Raw genomic sequence first — 17,096 nt, forward strand, 5'->3', positions numbered from 1 at the left:
GTTAATGGCCGGTAAAGCTTGCGTGGTTTTTGTATGCGCGGGACGCGTTGTCGGGCAAGCAGCGTGCGCTAGGGCCGGCGCATCTTAACGGCTGGGTTACCATAGTTGTTTACGATGCGTTTCCGATAGTTCGGAGCAGGGATGCATGTCAGGCGTACAGTCATCGGCCAGCGATATCGACGTCGACCTCGGAAGGCTGTTCGGCAGTCTCGTCGTGCGCTGGAAGCGCATTTTGTTCGTTGCCGTCGCGGTCACCGCGCTCGCGCTTGGTCTGACTTGGGTCGCGACGCCGCACTACAAGGGCGAAACGCGCATCCTCATAGAGACGCGCGAGTCCGTCTTCACGCGGCCGCAGACGAGCGGCGAGGACGACCGTCCGCTGCTCGACGAGGAGGGCGTCACCAGCCAGGTCGAAGTGATCACGTCGACCGACCTGTTGAAGGAGGTGGCGCTCAAGCTCGACCTCGCGCGCCTGCCGGAGTTCGACGAGGCCGCCGACATGTCGGTGCTGTCGCGGCTGCTGGTCATCGCAGGGCTCAAGAGCGATCCCAATGAGGTTCCGCCCGAGGAGCGGGTTCTCAAGGCATTCCGCCAGAAGCTGACCGTCTACCGCGTGGAAAGATCGCGTGTCATCGTGATCGAGATGTCGTCGGAGGATCCGAAGCTCGCCGCCAAGATTCCCAACGCGCTCGCCGACGCTTATCTGGCGGTGCAGGGGGCGGCCAAGCAGCAGTCGAACGCCGACGCGACCAACTGGCTGGAACCCGAAATCGCCAATCTCTCCGCCCGGGTGAAGGAAGCCGAGGCCCGTGTCGCCAACTTTCGCGCGCAGTCCGATCTGCTGATCGGCCAGAACAATTCCGTGCTCGCCACGCAGCAGCTTTCGGAGCTTTCGACGGAGCTTTCGAGGGTGCGCGCGAATCGCGGCGCGGCGGAGGCGAACGCGGAAAGCGTTCGTGCCGTCCTGCAGAGCGGGGCGTCGCTCGATGCGCTGCCCGAGGTATTGTCATCAACGCTGATCCAGCGTCTGCGTGAACGGCAGGTGCAACTCAAGGCCGACATCGCCGACCTGTCGACCACCCTGCTCGACAACCACCCGCGCATCCGCGCCCTGCGCTCGCAGCTTGCCGATCTCGACCGGCAGATCCGCACCGAGGCCGAGAACGTCCTCAACGCGCTCGCTTCGGAGGCGAAAGCAGCGCAGTTGCGCGAGAAGCAGCTTGTTGCCGACCTCAATTCGCTCAAGGCCGAATCGGCGCGCGCAGGCGAAGAGGAAGTGGAACTGAGGGCGCTTGAGCGCGAGGCCAACGCGCAACGCGAACTGCTGGAATCCTATCTCTCGCGCTATCGCGAGGCGTCGTCGCGCCGGGACGGCAACTACCTGCCCGCCGACGCGCGCATCTTCTCGCGCGCCATCGTGCCGGCGGAGCCGTATTATCCGAAACCGCTGCCGATCGCGGGCGCAGCCTTCGTCGGCTCGCTTCTGGTCATGGCTGTCATCACGCTGCTGCAGGAGCTGTTCTCCGGCCGTGCGATGCGCCCGGCCTCCGGTTCGCGGCTGCACGACGATGTCGAGATTGACGAGCCCCATGCCGAACCAGTCGTCGCCGAGGCGATTGGACGTGAAGAGCCTGTTGCGCCAGTTCCCGAGCCTGCGAGCGTCGAACCGGTTCCGGTAGAGCCCAAGCCGGCTCTCGCCGAGGAGCTCGATCCGCCGAAGGCTGAGCCGGCAGTGGCTGTTCCTGCCGTCGCGGACATCATCCCCGCGCCGAAGGCGATCGAACCCATCAAAAACGAGCCCTTGCCGGAGATGAAGGTCGAGCGCGAATCATTCAGCGAAGCCTGGGCCAGGCACAAGCGGATCATGGATGCGGCGCAATACGAGACCCATGCCGCCCGGCCAGTCGAAGACAATCCCGCCGAATATGACGAATCCGAAACTGACGAAGTCGAGCACAACGAAATCGAGGAGGAGCCGATCATGCGCAATCCGTTCGCACGCAGGAAGCCGGTTCCGGCGCCGGAAACCATCGAACCGGCTGCCGTGCCGGCAGCCATCGGCGAGGTCGGGATCGAAAGCGCTGCCGAGATGCTGATCGCCGGCGGTGCGACCCGGGCGATTTTTGTCTCGCCCGAAGGAGACGAAGGCGCTGCCGCGGCGGTCATGGTCGCCCGCGAAGTCGCCGACGCCGGGCTGCGCGTACTGCTGCTTGACCTGACGGCGTCGGGCGCCGCGTCGCGGCCTATGCTCGACAGCGTTTCCTACCCCGGCATCACCAACCTGTTGGCCGCCGAGGCACAGTTCACCGAGGCGATCCACACCGACCATTATTCGGATTGCCATGTCATGCCCGTGGGCACGGCCGATCCGGTGCGTGCGATGAAGGCCGCAGACAGGCTGCCGATGATTATGCAGTCGCTGACGGCGGCGTATGACGTGGTCGTCGTGGAGTGCGGTGCGTCGGATGCGGAAGGCATTCGGCGGCTCGTCGCCGACGGCACCGAGATCATGGTCAGCGTAATCGAACCCGACAGCGAGACGGCGGCAACCGCGGCGGCGCTCAAGGCGCGTGGCTACGGCCGGGTGATGCTGGTGTCGCCTGCCGACCACCGTTCGCCGGATGCCCCCATGCCCGGGCGGTCGGCGGCCTGAAGCAAATCAATCGTCGGCGGCTTGTGCCTGGCCGGCTGCCTTCTTGCGCAGCAGTTTGGCCAGCTTCCAGATCGTCGGACTGTTCTTGACGTAGGCCTTGATGCCGGCCTTGAGCCGCAGGCTCCAGGCGAGCAGCTTTCCCTTGACCGTCAGCGGCGCGACGACGTCGAAATGCCGCGTCTCGATATCGCACCACAGGCGCTTGTAGGGTTCGTCGCCGACGCTGAAGTCGAACAGCTCCAGCCCTTGCCGGCAGGCCTCGCCGATGTTTTCGAAGAACAGGAAATCGCCGGGGCTGGCATGCCCCAGCTCGTCCTCGGCGATCGCGCCGAATTCGCAGACGAGCCGCCCGGCGTAGAGGCTCGATCCGGTGACGGCGCGCAACTGGCCACCGACTTCGAGCGCATGGAGCACGAATGGCCTAGGGTTCTCGCGCAAGGCGTCGCGGAACAGCGAGCGGAAGAACCTTTGCACCTCGTCGTCGCCGAACACATTGGCGATGCCCATCTTCTGGAAGCGGAACTCCTTCATGGCGAAGAAGGCGTCGAGCAGCCGCGTCACCTCCTCTGATGTCCGCGCCTCGATGCGCCGGAATCCTCCGGCGGCCTCGAACTTGCGCGTCTGCGAGCGGTGCTTCTTCTTCTTGCGCTTGCCGCTGACGCGCGACAGCAGCGCCTCGAAGCCGCCCTCGAGGCTGACTGCAAGCGAAACGTTCGGGCTTGGGAAATGCGGCAGGGCGCGCAGCGGATTGGCGATGCCCTCGAGATCGGGTAACAGCCGCTCCAGCACCAGCGCATCGACATCCGGGCGGGCTGCGCGGATCGCGGCGAGCATCGCCTCGGTGTCCAGCGAGCCGGTCTTGAGGAAAGCGGCATCGGCGGCGGGAAAATTCCCGTTGGCGTGGCTGCCGCTCATGAACCGGGCGATGCGGAACGGGCCGGACCTGACGACTTCGAGCGCAAGCCCGTAGACCGGGCTGCCCTCCGCGTGGACGATCGCGACAAAACCGGCGGGCGAGGCGTTGGCAACCCATTCCTCGACCCAGAGCGCGGCTTGGGCCGGCGCCGACACGCCGCGCTTCGCCAATTCGGCGTAGGCGGCAAGATTGTCCGGCGGCAGGATCGATACCGAAAGTCCGGGATTTCCCGTTGAGGTCACACTGTTCGTCGCTTGGAGAAATGACACGGCCGCGTCAACCATCCCTCAATCCTTGGGGCGTATCTCAGGAGGCTGGGTCCACATCGCGTCCGCGTACCACGCCGTATACGCTAGGCGCAAAAGGTGAATGAATGATCGACGGGGGCGAAGTGATCCGGAAGCTGGCCCTCAACGTGGCCAGGTATTCCGGGCTCGCACCGCTCGCCAGGCCGCTGGTCGGCGGCATAGGGGCGATCCTCATGCTTCATCGGGTGACCGCCGTTCCCGAGAAGCCGCTCGGCGTCAATCGCCATCTCAACATCGCGCCCGACTTCCTCGATGCCGTGATCGCCGACATGAAGGCCGCCGGCTATGCTTTTGTTTCAATGGATGAAGCGGTCGCGCGCATCAGGCGCGGCGGTTCTGATGGGCTGTTTGCAGCGATCACCGCGGACGACGCTTACCGCGACAATCTCACCGAGGCTCTGCCGATCCTCGAGAAGCACGCCGCGCCGCTGATGATCTACGTCGCTCCGGCGCTGATCGACGGCACGGCGGACCTCTGGTGGGACGTTCTCGACGACATCGTTGCCGCCGCCCCCAGGCTGGAGCTGAAGCGGACGGGCGGCACGGAGACGCTCGACTGCCGGGCGCCCGGTGCGCTGCTGCGGCTCTACAACTATCTGACCCTTGACGTTCCCGAAGAGAAGCAGCGCGCCGCGCTGCGCGAATTCGCCGCTGTCGCCGGCGTCGATCCGGCTGCGCCCGGCCGCAAGACCTTGATGAGTTGGGACGAGATTCGAGGCATTGCCGCGCATCCCCTGGTTTCGATCGGCGCGCATACCGTCAACCACTACAACCTGAAGCGCCTGCCCGAAGAGAGGGCTCGGCGTGAGATGACGGATGTCGTGACGCTTCTGAGGTCGGAACTGGGCGAGTCGCCCAGGCACTTGGCCTATCCCTATGGCTATGCCAGCGCGGTCGGCTGCCGCGAGGTCAAGCTTGCCGAGGAGGCCGGCTATGTTTCCGCCGTCACCACGCGGCACGGCGTGCTGCGCGCCGAGCATGCCAACCACCTGCATGCCCTGCCGCGCATCTCGGTCAACGGGCGCTACCAGCGCGTGGCGCACATCCGCACAATGCTGTCGGGCATTACGACGCCGCTCGCCAATCGCGGCAGGATGCTCGTCACCGTTTGAAGAGTCCTCGACCTAGTTTTTCGGCCTCGGCGGCAGCATCAGCCATTTGATGATGCCCATCGCCGGCAGGATCCACAAAATGCCGGTGAACAGGAAGAATGCGAGGTGGACGACCGGGCCAGACTCGGCGAGCTGCGCGACAGCAACCGTCGTCGCGACCAGCGCATAGATAATCACCAGTGCGACCAAAAGTATCGTGCCAATGAGCTTTTTCAGGCGAATGGGCATGCCCGTTCCTTTGTCGCCACCGCTTAAGGCTTTGATGACGCCGGCGCAACGCCGGAAGAGCTGAAGCCGGCCGACGCGACCGCTTGTCGCGAGGGGCGCAGCCTTGCAAGCCGGTCGCCGATGGTTCACCAATCCGCCGATGGAACAGACCCTGGCCACCCCAAACCCGCGCGCCGTTCGAACCGAACGCGAGCGCCTGCTGGCCAACCGCGCGCTCGTGCGCGGCTGGCTTTATGTCGTCCTGCTCATGCTTGTCGCGCTCGTGCTGGTCGGCGGCGCGACGCGGCTGACCGATTCAGGCCTGTCGATCACCGAATGGAAGCCGATCCACGGCGTCATCCCGCCGCTCAACGACGCCGAATGGCAGGAGGAATTCGCCAAATACCAGCAGATTCCGGAATATTCTCAGATCAACCAGGGCATGAGCCTGGGCGAATTCAAGCGCATCTTCTGGTGGGAATGGGGGCACCGCGTGCTGGCGCGGGGCGTCGGCTTCGTCTTCGCGCTGCCGCTGCTGTTCTTCTGGGCGAGCGGCCGCGTCGAGCGAGGCCTGTCGTCCAAGCTTGTCGGGCTGCTGCTCCTCGGCGGGCTGCAGGGCGCCGTCGGCTGGTGGATGGTGGCGTCGGGCCTTGTCGACCGCGTCGACGTCAGCCAGTACCGGCTGGCAACGCATTTGACGCTCGCCTGTGTGATCTACGTCGCCATCATGGTCGTCGCGCGCGGTCTGGCGCCACACACGCAGGCGCCGGCGGATGAAGGCACGCAGCGCTTCGCCGGCTTCCTCGTGCTTGCTCTGCTCGTCCAGATCTTCCTCGGGGGCCTGGTGGCCGGGCTCGACGCAGGCATGAGCTACAACACCTGGCCGCTGATGGACGGCGCGGTCATTCCGGGCGATCTCCTGATCATGCAGCCCGTCTGGCACAACTTCTTCGAGAACCCCAAGACCGTGCAGTTTGTGCACAGGGCAGGGGCCTATGCCGTGCTCCTGCTGGCGCTCTGGCACATGATCGCGGCGCGGCGCAGGCTGCCGGGCACCACGCATGCGCGCCGGGCGCTGGTGCTTTTCCATCTGGTGCTCATCCAGGCGGCTATCGGCATCGTAACGCTCGTGATGCAGATGCCGCTGCACTGGGCGCTGCTGCACCAGGGTTTCGCGCTGATCGTGCTCGGCTTTGCCGCGGCCCACTGGCGCGGCTCAAAGGGCGCCTATCCGCTGCCGACGGAGATCAGGCTGGCGCGCTGAACGCCGCAGCCCTCAGTGCTTCAGCCCCAGCATCAGGTCCATGTTCTGGACTGCCGCGCCGGACGCGCCCTTGCCGAGATTGTCGTAGACGGCGACCAGCAGGGCCTGGGCCTTCTTGTCGTTGGCGAAGACGTGCAGCCGCATGCGGTTGGTGTTGTTGTAGCTCTGCGGGTCGAGTTCCGGCGTGCGCTCCACGGCGGCATAGGGCGCCACTTCGACCACCGACTCTTCCAACCCTGCATAGTGGTCCGCGATTGCAGCGTGCAGTTCAGCGCCCGTCGGCACGTGGTTCAGCGCCGCGAGCTGCAACGGAACCATCGTCACCATCCCTTGCGCGAAGTCGCCGACGACCGGCTGCATCAGCGGGTCGCGCGACAGGCCGGCATAGAGCCGGAACTCGGGCACATGCTTGTGCTGGAAGGTGAGCCCGTAGGGCAGATATTCCGGCGCGTCGTCGCCCTTCGCTTCATAGTCCTCGACCATCTGGCGGCCGCCGCCGGAATAGCCCGAAATGCCGTTCATGGTGATCGGGAACCCGGCCGGGATGATGCCCGAGGTGACGAGCGGGCGCAGCGTCGCGATCGGCCCCTGCGGCCAGCAGCCCGGATTGGCGACGAGTTTCGCACCGGCGATCTTCTTTGCCTGCTCGCGGTCCATCTCTGGGAAGCCGTAGGTCCAGCCCTTGGCGACGCGGTGCGCCGTCGAGGCATCGATGACGCGGGTGCCAGCGTCGCCGATCAGCGCCACGCTCTCCTTCGCCGCGTCGTCGGGCAGGCACAGGATGGCGATGTCGGCCGCGCGCAGGAAATCGGTTCGCGCCGCGGTGTCCTTGCGGCGCTCGACCGGGATCGAGATCACCTCGATGTCGTCGCGGCCGGCTAGACGCGACCTGATCTGCAGGCCTGTGGTGCCGTGTTCGCCGTCGATGAATATCTTCGGTTTCATATCAGTCGAAAACCCTGCGAATTCAACGTCATATGCCGCTTGCGTGATTCACTTCCGCAGCGCCGTTGTGGTTCATGTTCTCCAGCCGCGCCTTTCGTTCGGCGAGCAGTCCCAGATACTGCATCGCGACCGTCGCCCCGGCGATGGCAGTAATATCTGCATGATCGTAGGCCGGCGCAACCTCCACCACGTCGGCGCCGACGATGTCGACCTGCGTGAGTTGCCTCAGCACCGACAGGATTTTCGCCGAGGACGGCCCGCCCGCGACCGGCGTGCCGGTGCCCGGCGCATAAGCGGGGTCGAGGCAGTCTATGTCGAAGGTCACATAAGCCTTCTTGCCGCCGGTGCGCTCGACGATCGAATAGGCGATATCGGCCGCCCGCATCTCCTCGACCTCGTGGCCGTAGATGATCTTGATGCCGCAATCCTCGGGGGCGTGGGTGCGGATGCCGATCTGGATCGAGCGTTCCGGGTCGATCACGCCGTCCCGCACGGCGCGCCCGACGAAGGAGCCGTGGTCGATGCGCTTGCCGTCGTCCGGCCAGGTGTCCTGATGGGCGTCGAACTGGATCAGCGCCAGCGGCCCGTGCACCGCCGCATGCGCCTTGAGCAGCGGCCAGGTGACGAAATGGTCGCCGCCGAGCGACAGCAGGAACGCGCCTGATTTCAGCAGCTTGGCAGCTTCGCGTTCGATCGTCGCCGGCGTCTTCTGGTGGTTGCCGGTGTCGAGCAGACAGTCGCCATAGTCGACCACCGCCATCGTCTCGAACAGCTGGCGGTTGAACGGATATTGCGGGTCGTTGTCGAAGATCGCGGCGGCGCGCCGGATCGCCTGCGGCCCGAAGCGCGCGCCCGGCCGGTTGGTGACGGCGGCGTCGAAGGGGATGCCCCACACGATCGCATCCGCGCCCTTCACGTTCTTTGTATAGCGGCGGCGCATGAAGGACAGCGCGCCGGCATAGGTCGGATCGTCCGCGCGGCCGGTGTTTCTGGTCGCGGTGAAGGCGTGGTCCATCGTGCGTGCCGGCATAGGTGACCCTCTTTCGTAGCAGGGGCACCCTTATTCGACATTCTTTTCACAAATGCGACCCCTTTTCGCACTGCACACTCGGGGCGACACCCGACACAATTCTCGGGCATTCCTGAGCCGGCTGCGTTCACGGGCATGTCACGCGCCGCCTCTATCGCTCGCATGAACCTTGGCAGGCGGAAGCGATTCTCATGTGGAAAGCCACCGTTGCGGCGGCATTTGTTTTGCTGGCGGCCATCCATGCGCCTGCGCTCGCCGCCGAAGGCGCTCCCCTCGACGAAATCCGCGAACGGCTGCAAAACGCCAATCGCTGGCGCGACCATGTGATGGTCGTGGCGCATCGCGGCGGCGGCTTGGAAGGCGACAGGAGCAACTATCCGGAGAATTCGATCGCCGCTGTGCTGAACTCGATAGACCTCGGCGTCGAGATGGTCGAACTGGACATCCAGAAGTCGAGCGACGGCGAATTCGTCGTGTTTCACGACAGCTGGCTCGATCGCTCGTCGACCTGCGAGGGCGAACTTGCGAGACGCACCCTGGCCGAGCTGAAGGAATGCCGCCTCGTCGTTGCGGGCACCGGCGCCTCAACGGACGAACCGATCCCGACCCTGCGTGAATTGCTTGATGTCACCAAGGACCGGATTTTCGTCAACATCGACAACAAGCTCGACATCGAGGCGCTGCCTGACATTGTCGCCGTCGCGCGCGGCATGGGCATGGCTGACCAGATCGTCATCAAGCGCAACCTCTGGAGCCCGGAGAAGATCGCGGAAATGACCCGGCTGCTGGAGCGAACGGGCAGCGGCGCGATTTTCATGCCGATCATTGCCGACGATGCCGTGCGGGATCCAGAGTTCCTGGAGGCTGCAACCCGCGCCTTTTCCGCCGACGCGGTCGAACTGATCGCCTGGCACAAGGGCGGCGAGCCGATGACATCGGACGGCGGTCCGCTGTTCGGCGCTAAGGCGAGGGCGGTGGCTGCCCGCGGCGACTGGCACCTCTGGGTCAACACTTACGCCATCGTCAACAAGCCGGCCGGCATGCTCTCCGGCGGGCGAGGCGACCAGCTCGCCACGGTCGCCTCGATGCCAGGCGAGGCCTACGGCTTCTGGGTCGACCGCGGCGCGACCATCATCCAGACCGACCAGCCGAAGGCCGCGATCGAATGGCTGGAGGCCAATGGTTTTCGTGTGCCGTATGCCGGAGAGTCGGTGCCCGTCGCGGCGATGGCCGCCAGCAACTAGCCGCGCCAATAGTCATTGCGCTCGGCGCCATCGAAAGCGGCCCGTTGCGAGGCAGCAGCGTTTGAAATCTCAGTCCCGATCCGCATGGGCATGGGTCGTTGCGGCCGAGCTTCTCGACGAGTTCCTTGTCGCCATGGACGAAGCGCAGTCCGCGCTTGACATGGGTTTCGGACGGATAGCCCTTACGTCGCTTGGCTGTTCTCTCGAAAGCAAGCTTGGTCGGCGAAGTCGCGATCGCGTGGCATGGTCGCCTCCTGTCGGTTGTGGCCGCGCACCTATGCTTTGGCCGAAGGACGGTCGTCAATTGCAAGAGGGTTACAGACAAACAAAAAAGGCCGCCCGAAGGCGGCCTTTCTGATCCGATTGCTCGGAAGATTGCTTAGCGCTTCGAGAACTGGAAGCTGCGGCGGGCCTTGGCCTTGCCGTACTTCTTGCGCTCGACCACGCGGCTGTCGCGGGTCAGGAAGCCGCCCTTCTTGAGCACGGCGCGCAGGCCCGGCTCGTAATAGGTCAGCGCCTTGGAGATGCCGTGGCGCACCGCGCCCGCCTGGCCCGAAAGCCCGCCGCCGACAACGGTGGCGACGATATCGAACTGGCCGTCGCGGTTGGCCGCGACGATCGGCTGCCGCAGGATCATCTGCAGGACCGGACGCGCGAAATAGGCCACGAATTCCTTGTCGTTGACCACGATCTTGCCGGAACCCGGACGCACCCAGACGCGGGCGATCGCATTCTTGCGCTTGCCGGTGGCGTAGGCACGGCCCTGCTTGTCCAGCTTCTGGACATGCACCGGAGCCGCGGCCTGAGCCGGAGCCATGGCGGTCCCGCCGAGTTCTGCCAGCGAATTCAGGTCAGCCATCTGTTAAGCCCTCTTCTTGTTCTTGGGGTTCATCGCGGCGATGTCGAGCGTCTCGGGCTGCTGGGCCACATGCGGATGTTCGGTGCCGGCATAGACGCGCAGATTCTTCATCTGGCGGCGTCCGAGCGGACCGCGCGGGATCATGCGCTCCACCGCCTTCTCGACGACGCGCTCGGGGAAACGGCCCTCGAGCAGCTGGCGCGCGGTGCGCTCCTTGATGCCGCCGGGATGTCCGGTGTGCCAATAATACACCTTGTCGGTGAATTTCTTGCCGGTGAAGGCGACCTTGTCGGCATTGATGACGATGACGTTGTCGCCGTCGTCGACATGCGGGGTGAAGGTCGGCTTGTGCTTGCCGCGGAGACGGTTGGCGACGATGGAGGCGAGACGGCCGACGACGAGACCTTCGGCGTCGACCAACACCCACTTCTTCACCACGTCCGCAGGTTTCTGCGAAAAGGTTGCCATGGTTCTGCTTTCTGCTGGACCTTCAGCCCCGGCGGTTGCCCTTGGAGCCTGAAGGCGTTTCTTGTTGCTTGGATTGGCAAAGGTTCAATCCCCCGCCAAAAATGAAACGGCGACCCGAGGGGCCGCTATTTCGAGGGAGCTTATACGCGTAGCCGGCGACGGCAGTCAAGTTGACGACGGTTTTGAAAAGCCAGCGATAACAGCGTCTTAGGGTTGTGGTATTATTTTACCACATCAATTCGAGTGCGCATCCAGATTCAGAAACAGAACTATTCGTCGCAAGCGCTTATTGGTAGCTTGCCCTGGGGTAATCAGTCGAGGAACCTGACGAATGAGCCGCAATGAGAAAATCCGGGTTGCCATCGAACGCGTCTCCGAGGTCTTTCGCAAGAAGCCGGCCGCTGCACTCAACACCAAACGCGCAAGCGGCCGCATCGAGCACGGGCTGGTCTGCAACGCACGGCAGGACGATTACACGGCCACCATGGATATGCCCGAGCCGATCGGCGGCGAGGGGTCGGCGCCGTCGCCGGGCTTCCATATCCGGGTAGGGCTGGTAGGCTGCATCGCCATCGGCATCAAGCTCACTGCGGCGCGCGAGGGCGTCGATATCGGCGCAATCGACGTCGATGTCGAGATGGACTTCGACGACGCCGCGATGATCGGTGTCAGCGACAACACCGCCGCGCCGCTGGAGACGCGCGTCACCATCGCGATCGAAAGTGCTGCGCCTTGGGACGAGGTCCAGGCGATGGTAGGCAGGGCGCTCGAACGCGATCCGTATTTCATAGCGTTTCGTGATGCGCAGCCGTTGAAGACGAAACTCGTCCAAGCGAGCGCGTAGCCATGGAGCCGAAGCTGCAGATACGCGTCCAGCGCTACGGCTGGGATGCCGCGGCGGAACTTTATGAGGACGGGTGGTGCGATCCCCTCGCGCCGGCGCAGGAGACGCTCCTGAAGGTCGCGGCCATCAAGCCCGGCGAGCGCGTGATCGAGGCCGCCTGCGGCAGCGGGCTGGTAACGAAAGCGGTGGCAAGCGCGGTCGGACCGGCCGGCGCCGTCCTGGCGACCGACCTTTCGCAGAACATGGTCGACCTCACCGCCCGGACCTGCGCGGAGGCAGGCTACGGCTGGGTGACGACCGCGCGGATGAGCGCCGACGACCTTGCGGTGGAGCCTGAGAGCTTCGATGCGGCGGTTTGCGCGCTAGGACTGATGTATGTTCCCGACCCCGGCAAGGCGGCGTTGTCCATGGCGCGGGCGGTGAGAACCGGCGGCCGGGTAGTCGCGACGGTCTGGGGCGAGCGGCGCAACTGCGGATGGGCGGAGATTTTCCCGATCGTCGACGCGCGCGTGGTCTCGGAAGTCTGCCCCCTCTTTTTCGCCAGCGGCACGCCTGGCTCTCTGCGCAGGGATTTCGAGCAGGCGGGCCTCCGCCACGTCGAGGAGCATCGACAGCGCGAGACGCTGGAGTTTGCGCATGAACGCTCCCTGCTGTCGGCGATGCTTCAGGGCGGGCCGGTGGCCTTGGCCGTGAAGCGATTCACGCCCGAGACGATCAAGGAAGTCGAGGCCGAATTCCTCGACTCGGTGAAGGACCACCGCGCCCCGGACGGCAGCTACCGCATTCCCGGCGAATTCGTGACCGTGATCGGCTATCGGTAGCGCGTCGCCGGCGCCCATCCACCCTTTGAAGCGAGTCCAGGAACAATCTTCAAGAAGAGGAACTGCCATGTCCCGAACCATCGTATCGTCTGATGATCTTCCCAAGGCCCCGCCAACATATAGTCACGCGGTGAAATGCGCTGGGCTGGTATTCGTCTCCGGCACGGCCGCCTATGAACCGAAGACTGGGGCGATCGTTGGCGAGACGATAGAGGAGCAGACGGCGCAAGCCTTGCGCAACGTCCAGGCGATCCTGGAAGCCGCCGGAACGTCGCTCGACAAGGCGATCAGCGCCACCGTCATTCTTGCGGAGGAGGACGATTTCGCGGGCATGAACCGCGAATGGATCAAATGGTTCTCGCGCGATCCGCCGGCACGGCAAGGCGCCAAGCTTCCTGTGCGTATCCAAGGGCTCAAGATCTCGATCGCGATGATCGCCGAGGCGTAGTCGCCGGTCGCGCGCTTCTCAAGGTTTCGGTGGAATCGAATAGGTGCCGGTGGCATGCGCGACCGTCTGCCCGCCGGCAACGATGTCGATGTCGAAAACCATCAGGCTCCGGCCCAGCTTGAGGATGCGGCAATGGCCGTCGATAGGTCCGGCCTCGGCCTTGCGCATGAAGTTGATGTTAATGTTCGTTGTCACCGACAGCGCATCAGGTCCGGCATGGCTGAGCACGCAGACATAGCCGCCGATGTCGGCCAGCGTGAAAAGCGACGGCCCCGACACGGTGCCGCCGGGCCGCAGGTGCCTTCCGTCCGCGTTCAGCCTCACCGTGCAGCCGCCGGGGAAGACGTCGACCGCCTGATACGAACCAAGCTGCGCGTTGAGCTCCGGATAGATCGTTGCCAGCAGTTCGTTGACTTCGGCGGTCGTCAGCACCGGCCTGGCCTTTTCGTTCATCGGTCCTCCTCCCCCTGCCGTCCGCGCGCCCTCTTGCGCCGGCTGCCCTCGCGAGAAAACACAAGCGGAAGCTGTTCTTCAATCGCCGCCGTGCTAGTTTTTGCTGGATCGAGTGAATAGATCTCGAAATGCATAGCTGCTGCATGCGGGCAGGATTGGAGACGCTGAGATGGCCGACATAGTTTCGCTGAGGCGCGATGCCCACGAGCCCGCCGCATCGCTTGATCATGGCATCCTGCGCATCACCCTGTCCAATCCGCCGGCCAATCTTCTCTCGCTCGAGGTGATGCGGGATATCCAGGCCGAACTCGACCGCGCCCGCGACGACAAGGCGGTACGCGTCGTCGTCATCGCGGCGACCGGCAAGATGTTCTGCGCCGGCCACGACCTGAAGCAGATGACGGCGCATCGGGCCGATGCCGACGGGGGCAGGGCGTTTTTCGAGGAGACCTTTGCCGCCTGCTCGCGTCTGATGCAGTCGATCGTCGGCCATCCCAAGCCCGTGATCGCCGAGATCGACGGCGTCGCCACGGCGGCGGGCTGCCAGCTCGTCGCTTCCTGCGACCTCGCCATCGCCTCCCACGAGGCGAGCTTCGGCGTCAACGGCATCAATGTCGGCCTGTTCTGCACGACGCCGGGCGTTGCCCTGGTGCGCGGGCTGAAGCCCAAGCACGCGATGGAAATGCTGCTGACCGGCGAGATGATCGACGCGGCGGCGGCGAAGGAATTCGGCCTGGTCAACCGCGTCGTGCCGCGCGAGTACCTGACTCAGATCGTGAACAAGTACGCGCAAACCATTGCTTCCAAATCGCCTTCGATACTGAAACTCGGCAAGGAAGCCTTCTATCGCCAGGCTGAGATGGGACTGGCCGACGCCTACGACTACGCTTCGCGCGTCATGGTCGAGAACCTGCTCGCCGCCGATGCGCAGGAGGGCATCTCCGCATTCATCGGCAAGCGCAAGCCGGAGTGGAGGGAGGAGTAGGTTCCCGATGGAACCGCGCATCTCCATCGTCACCATCGCCACCGACGACCTCGATCGCGCCGTGCGCTTCTACGAGGCGATGGGCCTGAAACGCCATGCCGCCATCACCGAGGGCGTGGCTTTCTTTCAGATGGGCGGCGTCATTCTCGGCCTCTTCCCGCGCAAGGACGCCGAAGCCGATTCCGGCGTCATCTTCGCCAAGGCTCCATCGGCCGTATATCTCGCCTACAACACACGCTCCGAAGCCGAGGTCGACGCGGTGCTGGCCGCCGCCGAGAAGGCCGGCGGGCGCATCGTCAAGCCGGCGGGCCACGCTTTCTGGGGCGGCTGGTACGGCTATTTCGCCGACGCCGACGGCCATGTCTGGGAAGTGGCGCACAATCCGGCGTTTCCGATCGACGTCGACGGCAACATCTCGCTTCCCGGCTGAGCGCCGCCGGGTTTCGGACATGCCCAGCTTTCCGACATGCCCGGCTTTAAGATGCGCTGTCGGGCCGCCTTGATTGATCGCACCGCATGGGCCACACCCTCCGCATGAACCACGATTCCTACGACGACGCCTACATCTCCGGCATCCTGAACTCGGTAAGGACAATCGCCATCGTCGGCGCTTCCGCCAACGACGTCAGGCCGAGCTTCTTCGTGCTGAAATATCTGCTGAACAAGGGCTTCGACGTATATCCGGTCAATCCGAAGGAGGCCGGGAAGGACATACTCGGCACCAAATTCTACGCACGGCTGGCCGATGTTCCGGTCGCGATCGATATGGTCGACGTGTTTCGCGCGTCGGACGCGGTGCCTGATGTCGTCGAGGAGGCCCTGCGGCTCGATCCGCTGCCCAAGGTGATCTGGATGCAGCTCACGGTGCGGAACGACGAGGCGGCGGCGCGAGCCGAGGCCGCCGGCATCAAGGTCGTCATGAACCGCTGCCCCAAGATCGAATATGGCAGGCTGTCTGGCGAGATCGCGTGGACCGGCGTCAACTCCGGCGTGATCTCGTCGAAGAAGCCGGTGATGCGCTCGGGCTTCCAGAGCTTCGGCATACGGCAGAAGTGATCCCGAAGCGGAACCGGCCTTGAGGAGAAACACGCTCGGGGGCCAATCCCGCACGTTCGTTCCCGGAAACGGGGCGTTTGTATCCGTCCCGTTTCAAACCAACGGCCCGGGCGACATTTTCTTCTTTGCAATCGTCCCTAGGCTTGGCCAAAGATAGCAACCGATTTCAAAAGCAGTCTTGGAGAGGAAACAATGTCCCAGCGCACACCGGGGTTCAATACGCTCGCGATCCATGCGGGCGCCAAGCCGGATCCGGCCACCGGCGCTCGCGCCACGCCGATCTATCAGACCACCTCCTACGTGTTCGAGGATGCCGATCACGCCGCCTCGCTCTTCGGGCTGAAGGCGTTCGGCAACATCTACACCCGGATCATGAATCCCACGCAGGCGGTGCTCGAGGAGCGCGTCGCCGCGCTCGAGGGCGGTACCGCGGCGCTCGCAGTCGCGTCGGGCCACGGTGCGCAGTTTCTGGTCGCATACACGCTGCTCGGTCCGGGCGAGAACTTCCTCGCGGCGCGGCGGCTCTACGGCGGTTCGATCAACCAGTTCGGCAACGCCTTCAAGAGCTTCGACTGGCAAGTCCGCTGGGGAGACGTGAACGACATCTCGACCTTCGAAAAGCAGATCGACGAAAAAACCAAGTTCATCTTCGCCGAGAGCCTGGCCAATCCGAACGGCGAGTTCATCGACATCAAGCCGCTCGCCGATCTCGCCCACAAGCACGGCATCCCGCTGGTCATCGACAACACTCTGGCGACGCCATACCTCTTGCGTCCGATCGAGCATGGCGCCGACATCGTCGTCCACTCGCTGACGAAATTCATCGGCGGCCACGGCAACTCCATCGGCGGCGTCATCGTCGACGGCGGCACCTTCGACTGGTCGAAATCGGGCAAGTATCCGCTGCTGTCGCAGCCACGCCCGGAATATGGCGGCATCGTGCTGCACGAGACCTTCGGCAATTTCGCCTTCGCCATCGCCTTGCGCGTGCTTGGCCTGCGCGACTTCGGCCCGGCGATCTCGCCCTTCAACGCATTCCTCATCCTCACCGGCCTGGAGACGCTGCCGCTCAGGATGCAGCGCCACTGCGACAACGCTCAAGCCGTCGCCGAATGGCTGTCGAAGCATCCGAAGGTGTCGTGGGTGTCCTATCCCGGCCTGCCGTCGGACAAGAACAATGCGCTGCAGAAGAAATATTCGCCGCTCGGCGCGGGCGCCGTATTCACCTTCGGCCTGAAGGGCGGCTACGGGGCCGGCGTGAAATTCGTCGAGGCGCTGGAGCTTTTCTCCCACCTCGCCAATGTCGGCGACACAAAGTCACTGGTCATCCACCCGGCCTCGACCACCCATCGCCAGCTCTCCGACGAACAGAAGACGCTGGCCGGCGCCGGCCCTGATACGGTGCGCCTGTCGGTCGGCATCGAGGATGTGAAGGACATCATCGCCGATCTGGAGCAGGCGCTGGCAAAGGCCTGATCCGGCA

General features: G+C 64.5%; 19 protein-coding genes. 11 read left to right on the forward strand and 8 right to left on the reverse strand.

Features of this window, described 5'->3' with window-relative positions:
* The first annotated feature begins 145 nt into the window (after positions 1-145).
* A complete protein-coding gene (locus tag ABLE71_RS18790) occupies positions 146-2,653 on the forward strand; it encodes a Wzz/FepE/Etk N-terminal domain-containing protein (RefSeq protein WP_348784979.1) in 2,508 nt (835 codons plus the stop codon).
* A gap of 6 nt (positions 2,654-2,659) precedes the next feature.
* Here the strand turns inward: ABLE71_RS18790 and ABLE71_RS18795 are convergent, their stop codons facing one another.
* Positions 2,660-3,853, reverse strand: coding sequence for a GNAT family N-acetyltransferase (locus tag ABLE71_RS18795; RefSeq protein ID WP_348784980.1), 1,194 nt, complete (start codon positions 3,851-3,853; stop codon positions 2,660-2,662).
* Between the two features lie 89 nt (positions 3,854-3,942).
* Between ABLE71_RS18795 and ABLE71_RS18800 the strand changes: the two genes are divergently transcribed.
* Positions 3,943-4,989, forward strand: a complete 1,047-nt coding sequence (locus ABLE71_RS18800; RefSeq protein ID WP_348784981.1) for a polysaccharide deacetylase family protein — start codon at positions 3,943-3,945, stop codon at positions 4,987-4,989.
* A gap of 12 nt (positions 4,990-5,001) precedes the next feature.
* On the opposite strand, the gene ABLE71_RS18805 is transcribed toward ABLE71_RS18800, so the two are convergent.
* A complete protein-coding gene (locus tag ABLE71_RS18805; RefSeq protein WP_348784982.1) occupies positions 5,002-5,217 on the reverse strand; it encodes a DUF2842 domain-containing protein in 216 nt (71 codons plus the stop codon).
* 139 nt (positions 5,218-5,356) lie between these two features.
* On the opposite strand from ABLE71_RS18805, the gene ABLE71_RS18810 reads away from it, so the two are divergent.
* The gene (locus ABLE71_RS18810; RefSeq protein WP_348784983.1) at positions 5,357-6,460 is read left to right on the forward strand and encodes a COX15/CtaA family protein; all 1,104 of its coding nucleotides are present in this window, start codon (positions 5,357-5,359) and stop codon (positions 6,458-6,460) included.
* A 12-nt stretch (positions 6,461-6,472) separates the two neighbouring features.
* On the opposite strand, the gene argC is transcribed toward ABLE71_RS18810, so the two are convergent.
* Complete coding sequence (gene argC, locus ABLE71_RS18815; protein ID WP_348784984.1) at positions 6,473-7,405, reverse strand: N-acetyl-gamma-glutamyl-phosphate reductase; 933 nt, start codon at positions 7,403-7,405, stop codon at positions 6,473-6,475.
* Positions 7,406-7,433: 28 nt separating this feature from the next.
* Positions 7,434-8,435 (reverse strand): agmatinase, encoded by a 1,002-nt coding sequence (speB, locus tag ABLE71_RS18820; protein ID WP_348784985.1) that lies wholly within the window; start codon positions 8,433-8,435, stop codon positions 7,434-7,436.
* 191 nt (positions 8,436-8,626) lie between these two features.
* Between speB and ABLE71_RS18825 the strand changes: the two genes are divergently transcribed.
* The gene (locus ABLE71_RS18825; protein ID WP_348784986.1) at positions 8,627-9,679 is read left to right on the forward strand and encodes a glycerophosphodiester phosphodiesterase family protein; all 1,053 of its coding nucleotides are present in this window, start codon (positions 8,627-8,629) and stop codon (positions 9,677-9,679) included.
* Here the strand turns inward: ABLE71_RS18825 and ABLE71_RS18830 are convergent.
* Genes ABLE71_RS18830 through rplM form a run of 3 tightly spaced genes read right to left on the reverse strand, consistent with a single transcriptional unit; the run spans position 9,567 to position 11,006 of the window.
* Entirely contained in the window at positions 9,567-10,004 is a 438-nt protein-coding gene (locus ABLE71_RS18830; protein ID WP_348784987.1) for an SEC-C metal-binding domain-containing protein, read from the reverse strand. The genes ABLE71_RS18825 and ABLE71_RS18830 overlap by 113 nt on opposite strands.
* A 54-nt stretch (positions 10,005-10,058) precedes the next feature.
* Positions 10,059-10,538, reverse strand: coding sequence for a 30S ribosomal protein S9 (gene rpsI, locus ABLE71_RS18835; protein ID WP_348784988.1), 480 nt, complete (start codon positions 10,536-10,538; stop codon positions 10,059-10,061).
* Positions 10,539-10,541: 3 nt separating this feature from the next.
* Positions 10,542-11,006 (reverse strand): 50S ribosomal protein L13, encoded by a 465-nt coding sequence (gene rplM, locus ABLE71_RS18840; RefSeq protein WP_348784989.1) that lies wholly within the window; start codon positions 11,004-11,006, stop codon positions 10,542-10,544.
* Positions 11,007-11,337: 331 nt separating this feature from the next.
* Between rplM and ABLE71_RS18845 the strand changes: the two genes are divergently transcribed.
* The 3 genes from ABLE71_RS18845 (at position 11,338) to ABLE71_RS18855 (ending at position 13,119) form a co-directional block, all read left to right on the forward strand.
* Positions 11,338-11,850, forward strand: coding sequence for an OsmC family protein (locus tag ABLE71_RS18845; RefSeq protein ID WP_348784990.1), 513 nt, complete (start codon positions 11,338-11,340; stop codon positions 11,848-11,850).
* Between the two features lie 2 nt (positions 11,851-11,852).
* The gene (locus ABLE71_RS18850) at positions 11,853-12,671 is read left to right on the forward strand and encodes a methyltransferase domain-containing protein (RefSeq protein WP_348784991.1); all 819 of its coding nucleotides are present in this window, start codon (positions 11,853-11,855) and stop codon (positions 12,669-12,671) included.
* A 67-nt stretch (positions 12,672-12,738) separates the two neighbouring features.
* Positions 12,739-13,119, forward strand: coding sequence for a Rid family hydrolase (locus ABLE71_RS18855; protein WP_348784992.1), 381 nt, complete (start codon positions 12,739-12,741; stop codon positions 13,117-13,119).
* 18 nt (positions 13,120-13,137) lie between these two features.
* Here ABLE71_RS18855 and ABLE71_RS18860 read toward each other — a convergent pair whose 3' ends face one another.
* On the reverse strand, positions 13,138-13,572 hold the full coding sequence (locus ABLE71_RS18860; RefSeq protein ID WP_348784993.1) for a PaaI family thioesterase: 435 nt from the start codon (positions 13,570-13,572) through the stop codon (positions 13,138-13,140).
* Between the two features lie 169 nt (positions 13,573-13,741).
* On the opposite strand from ABLE71_RS18860, the gene ABLE71_RS18865 reads away from it, so the two are divergent.
* From ABLE71_RS18865 to ABLE71_RS18880, 4 genes are all read left to right on the forward strand, one after another.
* Positions 13,742-14,557 (forward strand): enoyl-CoA hydratase, encoded by an 816-nt coding sequence (locus ABLE71_RS18865; protein WP_348784994.1) that lies wholly within the window; start codon positions 13,742-13,744, stop codon positions 14,555-14,557.
* A gap of 7 nt (positions 14,558-14,564) precedes the next feature.
* A complete protein-coding gene (locus tag ABLE71_RS18870) occupies positions 14,565-14,987 on the forward strand; it encodes a VOC family protein (protein WP_348784995.1) in 423 nt (140 codons plus the stop codon).
* A gap of 104 nt (positions 14,988-15,091) precedes the next feature.
* Positions 15,092-15,613 (forward strand): CoA-binding protein, encoded by a 522-nt coding sequence (locus ABLE71_RS18875; RefSeq protein WP_348785166.1) that lies wholly within the window; start codon positions 15,092-15,094, stop codon positions 15,611-15,613.
* A 192-nt stretch (positions 15,614-15,805) separates the two neighbouring features.
* Positions 15,806-17,089, forward strand: a complete 1,284-nt coding sequence (locus ABLE71_RS18880; protein ID WP_348784996.1) for an O-acetylhomoserine aminocarboxypropyltransferase — start codon at positions 15,806-15,808, stop codon at positions 17,087-17,089.
* The last annotated feature ends 7 nt before the right edge of the window (positions 17,090-17,096 follow it).

Source organism: Mesorhizobium sp. KR9-304, from assembly GCF_040049215.1.
Taxonomy (GTDB): Bacteria; Pseudomonadota; Alphaproteobacteria; order Rhizobiales; family Rhizobiaceae; genus Mesorhizobium_K.

Bases quoted from the DNA above. Each gene is read 5' to 3' on its own strand.
- ABLE71_RS18855 (WP_348784992.1), top strand. From the start codon at position 12,739: ATGTCCCGAACCATCGTATCGTCTGATGATCTTCCCAAGGCCCCGCCA.
- ABLE71_RS18845 (WP_348784990.1), top strand. From the start codon at position 11,338: ATGAGCCGCAATGAGAAAATCCGGGTTGCCATCGAACGCGTCTCCGAG.
- ABLE71_RS18800 (WP_348784981.1), top strand. From the start codon at position 3,943: ATGATCGACGGGGGCGAAGTGATCCGGAAGCTGGCCCTCAACGTGGCC.
- argC (WP_348784984.1), bottom strand. From the start codon at position 7,405: ATGAAACCGAAGATATTCATCGACGGCGAACACGGCACCACAGGCCTG.
- ABLE71_RS18825 (WP_348784986.1), top strand. From the start codon at position 8,627: ATGTGGAAAGCCACCGTTGCGGCGGCATTTGTTTTGCTGGCGGCCATC.
- ABLE71_RS18810 (WP_348784983.1), top strand. From the start codon at position 5,357: ATGGAACAGACCCTGGCCACCCCAAACCCGCGCGCCGTTCGAACCGAA.
- ABLE71_RS18795 (WP_348784980.1), bottom strand. From the start codon at position 3,853: ATGGTTGACGCGGCCGTGTCATTTCTCCAAGCGACGAACAGTGTGACC.
- rplM (WP_348784989.1), bottom strand. From the start codon at position 11,006: ATGGCAACCTTTTCGCAGAAACCTGCGGACGTGGTGAAGAAGTGGGTG.
- ABLE71_RS18865 (WP_348784994.1), top strand. From the start codon at position 13,742: ATGGCCGACATAGTTTCGCTGAGGCGCGATGCCCACGAGCCCGCCGCA.
- ABLE71_RS18790 (WP_348784979.1), top strand. From the start codon at position 146: ATGTCAGGCGTACAGTCATCGGCCAGCGATATCGACGTCGACCTCGGA.
- ABLE71_RS18860 (WP_348784993.1), bottom strand. From the start codon at position 13,572: ATGAACGAAAAGGCCAGGCCGGTGCTGACGACCGCCGAAGTCAACGAA.
- ABLE71_RS18850 (WP_348784991.1), top strand. From the start codon at position 11,853: ATGGAGCCGAAGCTGCAGATACGCGTCCAGCGCTACGGCTGGGATGCC.
- speB (WP_348784985.1), bottom strand. From the start codon at position 8,435: ATGCCGGCACGCACGATGGACCACGCCTTCACCGCGACCAGAAACACC.
- rpsI (WP_348784988.1), bottom strand. From the start codon at position 10,538: ATGGCTGACCTGAATTCGCTGGCAGAACTCGGCGGGACCGCCATGGCT.
- ABLE71_RS18880 (WP_348784996.1), top strand. From the start codon at position 15,806: ATGTCCCAGCGCACACCGGGGTTCAATACGCTCGCGATCCATGCGGGC.
- ABLE71_RS18870 (WP_348784995.1), top strand. From the start codon at position 14,565: ATGGAACCGCGCATCTCCATCGTCACCATCGCCACCGACGACCTCGAT.
- ABLE71_RS18875 (WP_348785166.1), top strand. From the start codon at position 15,092: ATGAACCACGATTCCTACGACGACGCCTACATCTCCGGCATCCTGAAC.
- ABLE71_RS18805 (WP_348784982.1), bottom strand. From the start codon at position 5,217: ATGCCCATTCGCCTGAAAAAGCTCATTGGCACGATACTTTTGGTCGCA.